Source organism: Metabacillus dongyingensis (assembly GCF_019933155.2).
Lineage (GTDB): Bacteria > Bacillota > Bacilli > Bacillales > Bacillaceae > Bacillus_P > Bacillus_P dongyingensis.
Window position 1 is genome coordinate 703,315 of sequence record NZ_CP082944.1, and the last position, 15,431, is coordinate 718,745.

The window sequence follows — 15,431 nt, forward strand, 5'->3', positions numbered from 1 at the left end:
ATAGTTATCAAGGAGGTCAATCCATTCATGAAACGCTTTCTGTTATTATGTATGTCTTTAGTATTCGTATTTGGTATTATGGCTGGCTGTTCTTCTAAGGAAACGGCTAAAGATGGGGAGTCAGGCGGAGATTCTAAGTCTGGTGATGAAGTAGTAACGCTTAATTTCTTCCAGTTCAAGGTTGAAATTGCTGATCAGCTTCAAGAGATGATTAAAGAATTCGAAGCTGAGCATCCAAACATTAAAGTAAAGCTTGAAACAGTTGGCGGAGGTGCCGATTACGGTGCAGCGCTTAAAGCAAAATTCGCTTCAGGTGAAGAGCCGGATATTTTCAACAACGGCGGATTTAAAGAATTAGAGCTTTGGAAAGAAAAGTTAGCTGATCTATCAGGTGAGCCATGGGTTGAGCATGTTCTTCCAATCGGAAAAGTGCCAATGACAGATGCAGACGGCAAGCTTTATGGTATGCCTGTAAACCTTGAGGGATATGGATTTGTTTACAACAAAGATTTATTTGAAAAAGCGGGTATTACAGAGCCGCCTAAAACGATTGATGAATTAAAAGACGCTGCAAAAAAGCTTGAAGCTAAAAAGATCACTCCATTCTCTGCCGGTTATGGCGAGTGGTGGGTAATTGGACAGCATTTACTTAACATTCCATTTGCTCAGCAAGAAGATCCAGAAGCATTTATCGCAGGATTATATGATGGTTCTGAGAAAATCACAGGCAACAAGCAGTTTAAAGAATTTAAAGAAGTATTAGACACAGAGCTTAAATATGCAAACGATAATCCATTAACAACAGATTACAATACTCAAGTTACACTTTTTGCTTCTGGTGAAACAGCAATGCTTCAACAAGGAAACTGGACTGAGAACATGATCACTGAAATCAATCCTGAAATCAATATGGGCTTCCTTCCAATTCCAATCAGCAATGATGAAAGTGCAGGAAACCTTCCTGTAGGCGTTCCAAATAACTGGGTATTGAATAAAAACTCAGAGCACCTTGAAGAAGCTAAAACATTCTTAAACTGGATGGTTTCTTCTGAAACTGGCAAACGCTTCATCACAGAAGAATTTGCATTCATTCCAGCATTTGATAACATTGAGCCAGCAGGTTTAGGCGATCTTGGAACATCAATCCTTGATTACTCTAAGGAAGAAAAAACAATTCCTTGGACTTGGTTCAAATGGCCGGATGGAGCGAATAAAGAATTCGCAGCAGCTATTCAGGAATACGCTGCAGGCAAAATCGATTATGATACACTGCTTGAGAGATTCCAGACATCTTGGGATAACTTGAAATAATAATAGCAGCAGAAAGCATGCCTTATGGGCATGCTTTTTTGCCGGTTCATAAATTCTCATAATAGAGGCTTTAAGCTATAAAAAGGTGATTTCAGATAATAGTAAAAAAATCAGCTTAAAAAACAGAAAACCGATTAAATAAAAGGTTCGAAATCTATAAAAATTGTTAAAATGGCTAATAAAAATTGAATTCCCTCTAAAAAGATGGTGATTTTGGCTAAAAACCAGGTTCATCAGCTTCTATTGTTTACGCTATTCAATGACTTCAGCTCAGTCTCCCTGACCCTCTGTAAATACAGGCGCCTCCGCTCTTCGAGGTATTTGCAGGAAGATTCGAAAAAGTCCTTTTAAGAGTAAGAACCTCACTATATACTAAAGGTTAAGTAAGACCTGGGAGGTCCGTCCCCATGCTGAAAAAAAGCATCCGGAATAAACTAATTGTTTTATTAATGATTACTACAATTGTGCCTTTTGGCAGTTCGATCATTATTACCTATTTATATACGAAAGGCTCCATGGAGGACCAAGTCGTTCAGGAAAGCAGCAATCTGCTGTATCAGGGCAAGGTTAATCTGGAGAGCTACCTTAATGAGCTGAATGGTTTAACTCTTTCTCTCTACAATAATCCTGATTTCATTAACTATATGAGATCTCCGGATACTGAGAATAATTATTTAACCATTGGAATTGTTAAAAATGTAATGCAGACCATTCTTTATACAGCGGATACCATTAATGAAGTGAAAATTTCATTTGCAAAGGATGACCGGGTTATTTCTGCGACGAAACGTTCTACAGTTGTTTTTTCCACAAGCATAGAAGGTTCCAGGAATGAAGCGTTTAACAGTGCAGAACGCAGTCCTTATAACATGTATATTGAACCAATCTTTGCAAGCCACGAGAACAACACAAGAGGAGCAAGAGACATCATTAAAATCCACAGGGCATTGACGAATGTTCCCGGCAATGAGGTCCTTGGTTATATTACACTTGGGATTTCACCTGATAAGATTATCGATTTAAGCAGAAATTTATATAATCGTGATACAGAAGAATTCTATCTATTATCATCAGAAGGAGAACTAATTTACAGCTCAGATACAGATATCCCCGACAATCAAAATCATCAAAAATGGATTGACCGCGTTCTTGAAGCAGAGAAATCTTCAGGAACAATGGAGTGGAAAGAAGACTCTTTTAATGGGGTGATGATGTACGATCAGCTTTCGGCTTCATCTGGAGGCTGGATTTTAGTGAAAAGGGTTCCATATCACATCTTATATGAAAGTGCTTATAGTGTAGCCAAAATTAATATTCTATTTGGGGTTATTGGATTATCATTGGTTGTATTAGCTACCCTGTTTGTTTCATTTAAAATCACATCGCCTATCCGAATTTTGCTTCAAAATATTGAACAAGTGGAAAAAGGAAATATGAAGGTTCCGGTTCAGTCCTTTGGTTCAGATGAAATCGGCATTCTCGGATACAGGTTTCAGCAAATGATTGAACGGATCAATCACTTGATCACCCGTGAGTATAAGCTTGAACTGGAAAACAAGACAAATCAGCTAAAAGTGCTGCAATCACAGATCAACCCGCACTTTTTATACAATGCGCTGCAATCAATCGGTACAGTTGCTTTAAAAAATAAAGTTCCGCAAATTTATTCCTTAATTACGCACTTATCTAAAATCATGAGATATGGAATGAACATGGAGGAAGATTTAGTTCCTTTGAGTAAAGAAATAAATTATACGAAAGCGTTTCTTCTTTTGCAAAAGGAACGCTTTGGCGAAAATCTTGATTACACCATAGATGTCGATGAAAACGTCCAAGAGGTTCAGGTTCCCAAAATGATTTTGCAGCCGATTATTGAAAATTATTTTAAACATGGGTTTGATAGTCGTGAAGGTGTTGGGAGCATCCGGCTAAAGTGCTACAGGGAGAGCGATGAGCTTGTCATGAAAATAAGCGACAATGGAATCGGAGTGACGGAAAACAGGTTAAATGAGATATATGAGCATTTTAAAGCTGAAGCATTGAATAAAAAAGGAAAAGAAACAAATATAGGGCTGAAAAATGTATATGTCCGGCTAAAGCTCTATTATAATCTGCAGGCTGATTTAAAGCTTGAAAATCAAGAAGAAGGAGGCTTTATGGTAACCATGAGGCTGCCTATATGGATGGAAGGTGAAGGAAATGAAAGCAATCATCATTGATGATGAAAAGCATGTTCGTGAAGGTCTGCTTTTATTGGCGGATTGGGATAGGCACGGAATTCACACCATTCTTGAGGCTGAGGATGGCGAGGAAGCGGTAAAGCTGATCACAGAGCACAGGCCGGAAATCATTTTTACGGATATGAGTATGCCAAGAAGAGATGGTATAAGTCTGTTAAAATGGCTATATTCCGCTGATTTAGGCAGCAAAACGATTGTCGTAAGCGGATATGATGACTTTGATTATATGCGAAATGCCATTGCTTACAAGAGCTTTGATTATATTTTAAAGCCCATTGAGCCGGATGTCTTAAATGAAACATTGGAACGGGCTGTGACAGAATGGAAAGAGCAGGCGCGTTCCCGAAACTCTCAGGCTGAGGAAAGCCGGGTTATGAATGAAGTGAAGCCGCTCTATTGGGACCAGCTGTTCTCGGGCATCTGTACAAAAAAGGAAATACCGCAATCAGCAGAAGAGAAAATTGAAAAAGAATTTGGCATTTCAATGACGCTCGCTGAAAAAACAGCTGCCATCCTTCCAATAAAAGCAATTGTCATGAAATCATTCCAGGGTGATTATGAGCTTGCCTATTCTGCCCTTTCAAACATGTTCAGCGGAATATTAAGAAAACAGAATGACGGTGTTTGTTTCAGGAACATTAATAAGGAAGCAGAGCTTGTTATCCTCTTTTGGAAGAATAAGAATGTGACCTATCTTTCAGAAGAAATCAGCGCTTTAATTTATCATTCTTATAAAATCAATTGTATTCTTGCTTTGGGAAAAAGATCGATTGATTTAAGCGAAGCCTATGATTCTTCTGAACAAGTATATATAAAACATAATTTATTGAGTAAGCAAAAGATTGTGACAAGTAATGAGGTTGATTTAAAGCCGCTTCTTCATCTGTTTGATTTTTCAAATGAACTGAAATGGGCGCTTAAATCGGGCAGTGCTGCCCAGGCGGAAATACAGCTGGATCAAATTTTCACCAAGCTGATCAATGATCATACACTGTCGCTGGAGCAGATTAAACTATGGGAAAATCAATTTGACTTATTGAGAAGCAATTGGATCAAAGAATATGAGGTCCATCATCATCCGGCTTTTTATTCTGGTACGGATTATTGGAAGGAAGACGGTTCTTTTTCTTTTGAAAAGTTCAAAGAAGAAAAGAAAAAAGAATTCGGTCAGCTAATCAAATTTCTCTCTAATGTGAAGTATCAGAAAGAAAAAAACAACATGCAGCAAATTGAAGAATACCTGCAGCAGCATTATCAGGAGGATATCAATCTCCAGGATATTGCCGATCGGTTTTTCTTAAGCCGTGAATACATTTCAAGGAAATTCAAACAGGATTATCATGCAACACTAACAGATTATCTGACAAATATCCGCATGGAAAAAGCAAAAAAGCTGCTTGAGAATCCTTATTTAAAAATATATGAAGTGGCATATGGTGTAGGTTATCAAAATGAAAAGTACTTCAGTAAGGTGTTTAAGAAACAAGTTGGGGTTACACCAAATGAATACCGGCATTCCCTGACTTCTAAACCGTAATTGAGGATAGAGAAAAAGCAGAAATTCCTGTTTTTTCTTTATCGTAATTTCGACAAAATGTGATTTTTTATGTTGAAGAAGGGTACATTTTTTGCTATAATATCTTTATTACCTTTTGCGGGTGTAGTTTAATGGTAAAACTCTAGCCTTCCAAGCTAATGTCGTGGGTTCGATTCCCATCACCCGCTCCATACATATACAACGCAGTGTTTCGTTTTTTGACAAACGGGGCATTGCGTTTTTTATATTTTTGTTAAAAACGAAACCCCTCCCTGCAAATCAGGGAGGGAATGCTATGTACGCTGCTTTATTTAACTAAGCTGTATTTTCCTTCTCCTCCATGAATCTGAATGAACATTTTCGTTAATGATGATAACATTTCATCCGCATTTTCATCATTCATGCTTGGCTGGAGATAGATTAAGTGAAGTGCGTTTACCGTTTTTTCAGTGACAGCTGTCCGCTTTGAGTCCACATAAGGGCTTCCAAAGGCACCTTTCTCATCTGCTGAAAGCAGTTTTCCGTTCATGGAGACATCCCGTCCATTGATGGCCATATAAACATCAGATTCCTTGCCAACTCTGATTTCAATATTCCCGGACAGCTTATCGATATCGTAAATGCCGAATGGGATTTGATGCTGCAGAGAGAAGAAGTTATTTAAATCGACGGCTGAATGGATAGGTTCAAGATACTGCTGCTTTTGAATTCTGCGGTACAGCGCTTCGCTTGAAGGACGATACCGGCCTGGATCTGCGCCAAGCTTTTTAAAAATGCTTCGCCATTCCTGAATCGGTTTTAGATCCTGTACTTTTTTGTCTTCCATTTCAAAGAAGATTGATTCCTGGAAGAGCCTCATTCTTCCTTTAAGCATTTGCGGGGATTCTGATACACTTATGGCTGTATACTCAATAACGCCCAGCTTAAACTCAGGAAAATGCTGTTTGATTTGAGGGCTTATAGAAATTTCCATCATTTTATCCTCCACTTTTTAATGTACTTATTTTACCATATAAGATAATGTCTTTCGAAAATATAAACCGAAGGGAGGTGCAGGACATGAATTATGAAGAGCTTAAACAGGATATTCTTTCATTCAGCAAGAGCATTGGCATTGATAAAATCGGGTTTGCGCAGGCGTCTGTTTTTGATGAACTGAAGCAGCGGCTGATTGTTCACGAACAAAAAGGATATCATTCCGGTTTTGAAGAGCCTGATCTTGAAAAGCGGACAAATCCCGATCTTCTTCTGCCAGGGGCGAAATCGATTATTTCCATTGCGCTTGCTTATCCATCCAAGCTGAAGAATGCACCAAAAAGCACGAAGGAAGATAGAAGAGGTATCTTCTGCAGAGCATCCTGGGGACAGGACTATCACCATGTGTTAAGGGATCGTCTGAATAAGCTCGAGGCATATATGCGGGAGCGGGTTCCTAACGCAGAGCTTAAGTCAATGGTTGATACAGGGGAACTGTCAGACCGGGCTGTGGCAGAGAGAGCGGGCATTGGCTGGAGCGGAAAAAACTGCGCGATCATCACTCCGGAATTTGGTTCGTATGTATACTTGGGCGAAATTGTCACAAATATCCCATTTTCGCCGGATACACCAATGGAAGACCGCTGCGGCAGCTGCAATATCTGTGTGGATGCTTGTCCGACAGGTGCGCTTGTTCAGGGCGGCCAGCTTGATTCTGCTAAATGCATCGCCTTTTTAACGCAGACGAAGGGCTTTTTAGCAGATAAATACCGGAAGAAGCTGGGAAACCGTTTATATGGCTGTGATACTTGCCAAACAGTATGTCCAGAGAACAAAGGCAAGGATTTTCATCTTCATGCAGAAATGGAGCCTGACCCTGAGATTGCAAAGCCGAAGCTTAAACCCCTTCTTACCATGAGCAACCGGGAATTTAAAGAGAAGTTTGGACATGTATCGGGGTCATGGAGAGGGAAAAAACCGATTCAGAGAAATGCGATTATTGCACTCGCGCACTTTAAGGACCAAACCGCTATCCCAGAATTAATACAGCTGATGCACAAAGATGTGCGTCCGGTCATTCGCGGAACGGCTGCATGGGCAATCGGATCAATTGGTGAAAAAGAAAGTCTGATCGACCTGCAAAAAGCCCTTCAGCTTGAAGAAGACGAAGAAGTACGGAAAGAAATCAAAAAAGGAATATCGCTTATAGATGCGTAAGCTTCATACTTGCCAATCTCCTTTCATATGGTCTTACTAAAGACAAATATGGCGGTGAGGCATGGATGAAAAATAATCTTTCAGCTGCAGTAAAAGCTAAGTTAGAGCTGCTGATCAACAATCGGCGTGCTAAAGAGCTTGATATAATAGAAGACAGCAAAGTGCTGCTGCGGAAAAAAAAGATTCTCGAAAACAGGAATGTCGAGATGGTAAAAGGAAATGCTTCCGTTCAATTGCAGAATATTGAAAAGGTATCTAAACGGGAGCAGCGTGTTTCCTACCAGTGTCATTATAAGTATTTTCATAAAGATCAGGAATCCTTTTATCTTGAAGAAAAAACGGAAGACCGTATCGCTGTATTTCAAAATGGAACAATCATCAGGGATTATAAGGTAGAGCATCAATATGATGAAACTTTTGCAGAAAGCGATGATTCTTCTAATGAAAGAGTATCTTTCTTGTACGACAGACTTGCTGCCGTTCAATATGCCGAGAGATGGTGGAACACCCACAATCCAAAGTTTAAAAATTTCGATGTAAACTGCACGAATTATGTTTCCCAGTGTCTTCATGCGGGCGGAGCTCCAATGAGAGGGTACCCGGGGCGATCAGCCGGGTGGTGGATGCAGAATAATATCTGGAGCTACAGCTGGACGGTTGCCCATTCTCTCACCCTGCATCTCGGGAATTCTAAATCAGGCTTAAGAGCGAAAGCAGTGGGAGCACCAGAAGCGTTAATGCCGGGGGATGTCATCTGCTATGATTTTCAAGGCGATGGCAGGTTTGATCATACAACCATTGTTGTTGCGAAGGATCAGGCAAACATGCCTCTTGTGAATGCAAATACGTACAACAGCAGAATGCGTTATTGGGATTATGAAGACTCAACAGCTTACACACCGAACATTAAGTATAAATTTTTTCATATCGAGGATGATTCGGGTTCTAAAAAATAAACAGTGGTATAATACGGGTAACAGATTTTGATGAGGTGAAGAAAGTGGCATTACATGTCGTACTCTATCAGCCGGAAATTCCGGCAAACACAGGAAATATTGCACGTACTTGCGCTGCAACCAATACAACGCTGCACTTAATCCGACCTCTTGGATTTTCAACGGATGACAAAATGCTGAAGCGTGCAGGACTTGATTATTGGGAGTATGTGAATGTGGTTTATCATGATTCCTTAGATGAGCTGTTTGAAGCATATCCGGAGGGCGAATTCTACTATATAACGAAATTCGGAGAAAAACCGCATACAACATTTGATTACAGCAATCATGAGGAAGATACCTTCTTTGTTTTCGGGAAAGAAACGACAGGACTTCCGAAAGACTTAATCGCAGAAAACCTGGAAAGATGTCTGCGTTTGCCGATGACAGGAAATGTAAGATCCCTGAACTTATCGAACACCGCTGCGATTTTAATCTACGAAGCATTAAGGCAGCAGAACTATCCTGGATTACTCAAAAAAACGACCTGAGAAGCGATTCTCAGGTCGTTTTTTATATGTTTATTTTTTCAAGCCTGGCTTATCATTGTATCCAGCAGTGAATATAGAAACTAAGAAAGTGATGCATACCCCTAAGATTAATGCCGTTTTCATCGTGCTGATTCCTCCCTTATATGTAAATGATGACCCTTACATAGCTAGTCCTATTATATCCTATCCCAAATATCATGTGAATAAAAATGGGAAGATTTCCTGAATTATCTTTTTTTAGGAAGAGGCAGAAAGTATTTAGACGGAAACTGATAAATGTTTGATTTAGACTGATAAAAATGCAGTATAGACCGATAAAACGCCGTTTTAGACTGATATTTCTTTAAATTACAACGATAAGTTTTGTGGTTAGACTGATAAAACTAAGTTGGATCATTTTATGAGGCAGACTTCGATGAAATCAGCTGGAAAAGGATGATTTCCTCAGTTTCGATTAAGTTCAAATAGGAGCTTTTCTATTAGAATCTTTTCTGTCTGCCGGAGCTAAACAGTCGGTTCCGCTTTTCTATACAAAAAGAGAATGTTAAAGGACATCCTTGCATAAAGTGTATTAATCGCGCTCAAGTATCACCAATGATGGAGGAGGTCCTTATGGATATCTTAAAAAAAATTGAAAAGTACAGAGAAGATGAACAGCGACTGAAGTGGGAAGGAACCTTCGTTGAGTATTTAGAGATGTTAAAAGAGAAACCATGGGTTGCACAATCGGCTCACTCACGAGTTTACAATATGATCAAAGATGCCGGTATAGAGGAAGAAAACGGATCAAGACGCTACAAGTTCTTTGATCATAAGCTGTTTGGACTTGAAGAGTCGCTTGAGAAACTTGTAGAGGAGTACTTCCACCCGGCAGCTAAGCGATTGGATGTCCGGAAACGGATTTTGCTGCTTATGGGTCCTGTCAGCGGAGGTAAATCAACGCTCGTGACCATGCTGAAAAGAGGTCTTGAGACGTATTCTCTGACAGATCGCGGAGCTGTATTTGCGATTAAAGGCTGCCCAATGCATGAGGATCCTTTGCATTTAATTCCCCACCATCTAAGAGAAGATTTCTTTCAGGAATACGGTATTCGCATTGAGGGGAATCTGTCGCCTCTAAACCTGATGAGACTTGAGCAGGAGTACGGAGGCCGCATTGAAGATGTGCTGATTGAGCGGATCTTTTTCTCCGAGGATAAGCGGACAGGAATCGGAACGTTCAGCCCGTCTGATCCGAAATCACAGGATATTGCAGACTTGACTGGAAGCATTGATTTTTCAACCATTGCGGAGTTTGGTTCAGAGTCTGACCCTAGGGCCTATCGTTTTGACGGCGAGCTGAATAAGGCAAACCGCGGGATGATGGAGTTTCAGGAGATGCTGAAATGTGATGAGAAATTCTTGTGGCACTTGCTGTCTCTTACGCAGGAAGGCAATTTTAAAGCAGGGCGATTTGCCTTAATTTCCGCGGATGAGCTCATAGTAGCGCACACCAATGAAACTGAGTACCGCTCCTTTATTTCCAACAAGAAAAACGAGGCACTCCATTCAAGGATTATCGTGATGCCTGTTCCTTATAACTTAAGAGCTTCTGAAGAAGAAAGAATTTATGAAAAGATGATTATGGAAAGTGATGTATCAAATGTTCATATTGCACCTCACACGATGCGTGTTGCAGCTATGTTTACCATTTTAACGAGATTGAAAGATCCTAAGCGCGGCGACATTGATCTCGTCAAAAAGATGCGCTTGTATGATGGCGAGAATGTAGAAGGCTACAATAACGTCGATGTAGAGGAGCTGCAAAAGGAACATGTAGATGAAGGAATGAGCGGTATTGACCCGCGGTATGTCATCAACCGAATTTCTTCGACCATCATCAGAAAAGAAATACCTTCTATTAATGCACTCGATGTCCTCAGATCTTTAAAAGAAGGATTGGATCAGCACGCATCCATCTCAAATGAAGACCGCGAACGCTACTTGAACTTTATCTCCGTTGCAAGAAAAGAATACGATGATCTTGCGAAGAAAGAAGTGCAGAAAGCATTCGTTTATTCTTACGAGGAGTCTGCTAAAACGCTTATGGATAACTACCTGGATAATGTGGAGGCTTATTGCAATAAAAATAAGATCCGCGATCCGCTGACTGGGGAAGAGATGAATCCGGACGACAAACTGATGCGCTCAATTGAAGAGCAAATCGGAATCTCTGAAAATGCGAAAAAAGCATTCAGGGAAGAAATATTAATCCGAATTTCTGCTTATGCCCGGAAAGGAAAACGATTTGATTACAACTCTCATGAGCGTCTTCGCGAAGCGATTCAGAAAAAACTATTTGCTGATCTGAAGGATGTAGTGAAAATTACAACGTCCTCGAAAACACCGGATGAGCAGCAGCTGAAAAAGATCAATGAAGTTGTGAAAAGACTCATTGATGAGCACGGCTATAACTCAACATCTGCAAATGACCTGCTGCGCTATGTAGGCAGCCTGTTAAATCGGTAAAGGTAAGCCGGGCTAAAGTGCCCGGCTTTTATCACGTGTAAAGGGGTTGGCTGATAGGAACTGAAATCCGGCGGTTATAATCAAAAAAAGGGATGAAAGATTTCCATTTTCGGCTACAAACTGTCCAATTTCAGTAATATCCCCGATTTTGGCGGAAGAAACATAATTTAGGCAGGCGGATCCAAGGTTTGTCTATTATTCCTCATCCTTACCAAAGAATCTTAGTCCAGTTCGCATATCACATTTAGGTTTCAATTTGGATAATATCGGGAAAAGGAAAAATAATACTGGAGGTGCTTACCATGACGAAAAAAAATGAAACAGAAACAGAGAATGGCTCAATGGTGCGCAATATGAAGGATTTAGTAGAGCATTCGAAGATCATGGAGCATATGAAAACAAATCAGGAAGTGAAAAAAAGCGGCAAAAACCCTGATCCTGCTCAGCATGAAGATCATAATAAATAAAAACTCTCTGATGTGAATGTCAGAGAGTTTTTTTCTGTCCTGCTTTACACGATCACATTGCTTGGTTATAAAAAGATGCATATGTATAAAATCAGGCTTCAAATGATAAGGGATATTGATCCGCTTTTTTTGAATAAACCCAAACATGGCTTTAATAAATATACAGAATGAAACTTGTCTATTTTTTAAAGGGACAAGTCTAATTTTCTAAATTATTTGTCAATTATCTCTTTTTTCAGCATAGGATAGAGTAATCTAAACAATACCGAAATCTAGACCCAAAGCTATTTTATGTAAATAGGTGCAGTTTGGTGAATCAATTCCAAAATTTTTTTTGGAGGGGGAGAAAATAAGATGATAGAAGGAAATGGGCGCAACTTTGTCATTTCGAATGAAGATTGGTCCCTCCATCGCAAAGGCCACGATGATCAGAAACGTCACCAGGAGAAGGTTCAGGAAGCTATCCGCAGCAATTTGCCAGATCTTATTACAGAAGAAAATATTGTGATGTCAAACGGTAAAGATGTCGTTAAGATTCCGATCAGGTCACTGGATGAATATAAAATCAGATACAATTATGATAAAAACAAACATGTTGGTCAAGGAGATGGAGACAGTAAAGTCGGCGATGTTGTAGCAAGAGATGGTTCTCAGCAGAATGCAAATGGTCCCGGAAAAGGGCAGGGAGCAGGCGATCAGGCAGGCGAGGATTATTATGAAGCAGAGGTTTCGCTGATGGAACTTGAGGAGGCGCTGTTCAAAGAGCTTGAGCTGCCGAACCTTAAGAGAAAAGAGTTAGATCAGATTGTTGTAGAAAATATTGAATTTAATGATATTAGGAAAACAGGATTGATGGGAAATATTGATAAAAAACGAACAATGCTTTCTGCCTATAAGCGCAACGCGATATCAGGAGCACCAAAGTTTCATCCGATTTATCCTGAGGATTTAAAATTTAAAACGTGGAATGAAGTTGTGAAGCCTGAATCACGCGCTGTTGTTTTAGCGATGATGGATACAAGCGGATCAATGGGCATTTGGGAAAAATATATGGCAAGAAGCTTTTTCTTTTGGATGACAAGATTTTTACGCTCCAAGTATGAAAAAGTGGAAATTGAGTTTATTGCCCATCATACAGAAGCAAAGGTTGTCTCGGAGGAAGATTTCTTTTCAAAAGGGGAAAGCGGCGGAACGATCTGTTCATCTGCCTACCGGAAAGCACTTGAAATTATTGAAGAAAAGTACCAGCCGAGCCGCTATAATATTTATCCTTTCCATTTTTCAGATGGAGATAATTTAACATCTGACAACGCCCGCTGCGTCAAGCTGGTGGGAGAACTGATGAAGGTTTCGAATATGTTTGGATACGGTGAAGTTAATCAGTACAATCGCCATTCTACTTTAATGTCCGCTTATAAGAATATCTCTGATGAAAGATTCCGCCACTATATCCTCAAGCAAAAAGTCGATGTGTTCCACGCGATGAAAGGTTTTTTCCGGAAAGATGAAGAGCAGATGTATGCTTAGAAAAAGAGGACGAAACATCGTCCTCTTTTTCTGCTTTTCTATAAAAAATGACCTTTCATTCAAGCTTAAAAATAGGTAAAATAGGATAGTTCATATCGCATACAGAAATTACATAATCCGGAGGTTCGAATGTCAGAGCATATACACAGAAAAGAACATATTTATTTTATTATCCTGCTATTAATCAGTATCCCGGTGTATTTAATACTTATCTTTACGGGAGTCGGACTTTTAATTTTACTTCCTTTTATACTGATCCCGCTCATTGCTCATTTGCTTTCTATCGGAATGATCCGCGGCAATGGAGTGAAGGTTACCCCTTATCAGTTTCCTGAGATTTATGCAAAGGTGAATGATCTTGCGGTCAAAATGGAAATAAAGAAGCTGCCCGATATTTTTATCGTTGAATCGGAGGGCATGCTGAATGCGTTTGCGACAAGATTTTTGGGCAGAAACATGGTTGTACTTTATTCCGGATTAGCTGAACTGCATGTAAAGGGAGGAAAAGAAGAACTTGATTTTGTCATTGCACACGAGCTTGCGCATATTAAAAGAAATCATCTATTAAAAAATCTCTTCGTTCTATTTGGAAACTGGGTGCCGTTCCTCGGCAGCGCCTATTCAAGAGCCTGCGAGTATACAAGTGACGCCATCGCTCATTATTATACGGAAAACCTGGATGCATCAAAACGCGCATTGACTGTCCTTGCAATTGGTCCAGTGCTATATAAACATGTTAACGAGACTGATTATCTGCAAGAAAGCAGCCGCGAAAAAAACCTGTTTGTCTGGTTTAGTGAAAAATTATCTACACACCCTGTTCTTCCAAAGCGAATTCATCAATTAAATGTAAAATTTGGAGAGCCTGATCCATCCATCACATTTAAGACATCTGCTTTGTTTAAAGCTGGACTAGCAGGAGTATTTGCCTTTCTTTTGCTTCTCGGAGCAGGATGCGTCTATTTGGTTCCAATGCTGGCTAAAACAAGTCTTTACAGTGATTTTGTGCTGGACAGCGAGGAAACAACCCAGCTTATGGTTGCAGCTTCAGAGAATGACTTAGAGCGTGCAGAAGAGCTAATAGAAGATGGTGAAGATGTCAACGCTCAGGATGCATTTGGCATGACGCCCCTTATGTATGCAAGTTATCCACCCGCAGATGAGTATGAAGAAGAGCTGATCATCAACACTGAAATGGTTGAGCTGCTCCTTAAACATGGGGCAGATCCAAACATTATTTCAGATAATGGAGATTTGGCTACTGTAGATATCATCTACTCAGGCAATCTTGATTTGGCTGAACTGCTTATTGAGAAAAATGCCGATATCAATTTAGAAGACGGCTACGGGCAAACAGCGCTTACTGCTGCTGTATATGAAGAAGATGTGAAAATGGTTGAACTTCTGCTGAATGCCGGGGCTGATCCTGATTATGTCACAAGCGAAGAGGAAACAGCCCGCTCAATAGCAGAGGAAGTGAAGGTGCCAGAAATTACTGCCATGTTAAAGAAGTAGCTTGCTAATCTTATAGAACAGGTAATTTACAACATTACACTTACAATTATTGTTCTCGTGAATATGTATGTTCTCAGTATTTTAACCTTAGAGGTAAAAAATCCGCCGCGTGTGCAAGCTGCTTCCGGTAATATGGCTGTTATTCAGTCTTATCAGGAATTGCGGCCAAGATAAAAAATGTACTCTCGGCTTATAGATGAGTGAAAATGATAGGTATTAAAAGTCCAAATCCCATTTGATTTGGACTTTTTTTCTGCTAAGATTCCGAGTTATTAAGTCTTTACTTAAGAAAATATAAGATGCGGAATTTATATCAATCGGAAATTTTAGATGTGTTCAACTAGCGGAAACTAAAGCCGAATTTCTCACATGAAACACAGAGAAATTAGGCTTTAGTATTTGTATACCCTTAACTCCTTCATTTCCAATGAATCTATGCCTCCTGAAATTCCCCGGGTATTCTCCGATACTAATAGAAAATGAAATGACACACTAAGCAAAAAGGAAGGAACACACTGACACTTTCAATACCAACACACTATTTAATGAATAAAACACAATGATCCCTCTGGCTTGATAACTCAGAAGATAAAAGAGTTGGCACAGGACTTGCATTATAAATAAGTGATAGAGAAAAACAAATGGAG

The 15,431-nt window shown here is 39.8% G+C and carries 11 protein-coding genes and 1 tRNA gene; 11 read left to right on the forward strand and 1 reads right to left on the reverse strand.

Annotated features, from left to right (window positions below; genetic code table 11):
- Positions 1–27: 27 nt before the first annotated feature.
- From K8L98_RS03680 to K8L98_RS03695, 4 genes are all read left to right on the forward strand, one after another.
- Positions 28–1,311: an ABC transporter substrate-binding protein gene (locus K8L98_RS03680; protein ID WP_223439779.1), complete on the forward strand. Its 1,284-nt coding sequence runs from the start codon at positions 28–30 to the stop codon at positions 1,309–1,311.
- A gap of 407 nt (positions 1,312–1,718) precedes the next feature.
- Positions 1,719–3,530 carry a cache domain-containing sensor histidine kinase gene (locus K8L98_RS03685; protein ID WP_223439781.1) on the forward strand — a complete coding sequence of 604 codons (1,812 nt, stop codon included), beginning with the start codon at positions 1,719–1,721 and terminating at the stop codon, positions 3,528–3,530.
- Complete coding sequence (locus tag K8L98_RS03690) at positions 3,511–5,088, forward strand: response regulator transcription factor (RefSeq protein ID WP_223439783.1); 1,578 nt, start codon at positions 3,511–3,513, stop codon at positions 5,086–5,088. The genes K8L98_RS03685 and K8L98_RS03690 overlap by 20 nt, the downstream gene beginning before the upstream one ends.
- A 117-nt stretch (positions 5,089–5,205) precedes the next feature.
- Positions 5,206–5,279 (forward strand) — tRNA-Gly (locus K8L98_RS03695).
- A 116-nt stretch (positions 5,280–5,395) separates the two neighbouring features.
- Here K8L98_RS03695 and K8L98_RS03700 read toward each other — a convergent pair.
- Positions 5,396–6,061 (reverse strand): B3/B4 domain-containing protein, encoded by a 666-nt coding sequence (locus K8L98_RS03700; RefSeq protein WP_223439785.1) that lies wholly within the window; start codon positions 6,059–6,061, stop codon positions 5,396–5,398.
- Positions 6,062–6,147: 86 nt separating this feature from the next.
- On the opposite strand from K8L98_RS03700, the gene queG reads away from it, so the two are divergent.
- The 7 genes from queG (at position 6,148) to K8L98_RS03735 (ending at position 14,784) form a co-directional block, all read left to right on the forward strand.
- Entirely contained in the window at positions 6,148–7,281 is a 1,134-nt protein-coding gene (gene queG / locus K8L98_RS03705) for a tRNA epoxyqueuosine(34) reductase QueG (RefSeq protein WP_223439787.1), read from the forward strand.
- Between the two features lie 65 nt (positions 7,282–7,346).
- Entirely contained in the window at positions 7,347–8,237 is an 891-nt protein-coding gene (locus K8L98_RS03710) for an amidase domain-containing protein (protein WP_223439789.1), read from the forward strand.
- 44 nt (positions 8,238–8,281) lie between these two features.
- Entirely contained in the window at positions 8,282–8,767 is a 486-nt protein-coding gene (trmL, locus tag K8L98_RS03715; protein ID WP_420828823.1) for a tRNA (uridine(34)/cytosine(34)/5-carboxymethylaminomethyluridine(34)-2'-O)-methyltransferase TrmL, read from the forward strand.
- 612 nt (positions 8,768–9,379) lie between these two features.
- Positions 9,380–11,275, forward strand: a complete 1,896-nt coding sequence (locus tag K8L98_RS03720) for a PrkA family serine protein kinase (protein WP_223439794.1) — start codon at positions 9,380–9,382, stop codon at positions 11,273–11,275.
- Between the two features lie 302 nt (positions 11,276–11,577).
- On the forward strand, positions 11,578–11,742 hold the full coding sequence (locus K8L98_RS03725; RefSeq protein ID WP_223439796.1) for a hypothetical protein: 165 nt from the start codon (positions 11,578–11,580) through the stop codon (positions 11,740–11,742).
- A gap of 354 nt (positions 11,743–12,096) precedes the next feature.
- Positions 12,097–13,269 carry a sporulation protein YhbH gene (gene yhbH / locus K8L98_RS03730; protein WP_223439799.1) on the forward strand — a complete coding sequence of 391 codons (1,173 nt, stop codon included), beginning with the start codon at positions 12,097–12,099 and terminating at the stop codon, positions 13,267–13,269.
- A gap of 129 nt (positions 13,270–13,398) precedes the next feature.
- The gene (locus K8L98_RS03735) at positions 13,399–14,784 is read left to right on the forward strand and encodes a M48 family metallopeptidase (RefSeq protein WP_223439801.1); all 1,386 of its coding nucleotides are present in this window, start codon (positions 13,399–13,401) and stop codon (positions 14,782–14,784) included.
- The last annotated feature ends 647 nt before the right edge of the window (positions 14,785–15,431 follow it).

Coding starts and splice junctions, on each gene's coding strand:
- yhbH (WP_223439799.1), top strand. CDS start 12,097: ATGATAGAAGGAAATGGGCGCAACTTTGTCATTTCGAATGAAGATTGG.
- K8L98_RS03720 (WP_223439794.1), top strand. CDS start 9,380: ATGGATATCTTAAAAAAAATTGAAAAGTACAGAGAAGATGAACAGCGA.
- queG (WP_223439787.1), top strand. CDS start 6,148: ATGAATTATGAAGAGCTTAAACAGGATATTCTTTCATTCAGCAAGAGC.
- K8L98_RS03690 (WP_223439783.1), top strand. CDS start 3,511: ATGAAAGCAATCATCATTGATGATGAAAAGCATGTTCGTGAAGGTCTG.
- K8L98_RS03700 (WP_223439785.1), bottom strand. CDS start 6,061: ATGGAAATTTCTATAAGCCCTCAAATCAAACAGCATTTTCCTGAGTTT.
- K8L98_RS03685 (WP_223439781.1), top strand. CDS start 1,719: ATGCTGAAAAAAAGCATCCGGAATAAACTAATTGTTTTATTAATGATT.
- K8L98_RS03680 (WP_223439779.1), top strand. CDS start 28: ATGAAACGCTTTCTGTTATTATGTATGTCTTTAGTATTCGTATTTGGT.
- K8L98_RS03725 (WP_223439796.1), top strand. CDS start 11,578: ATGACGAAAAAAAATGAAACAGAAACAGAGAATGGCTCAATGGTGCGC.
- K8L98_RS03735 (WP_223439801.1), top strand. CDS start 13,399: ATGTCAGAGCATATACACAGAAAAGAACATATTTATTTTATTATCCTG.
- K8L98_RS03710 (WP_223439789.1), top strand. CDS start 7,347: ATGAAAAATAATCTTTCAGCTGCAGTAAAAGCTAAGTTAGAGCTGCTG.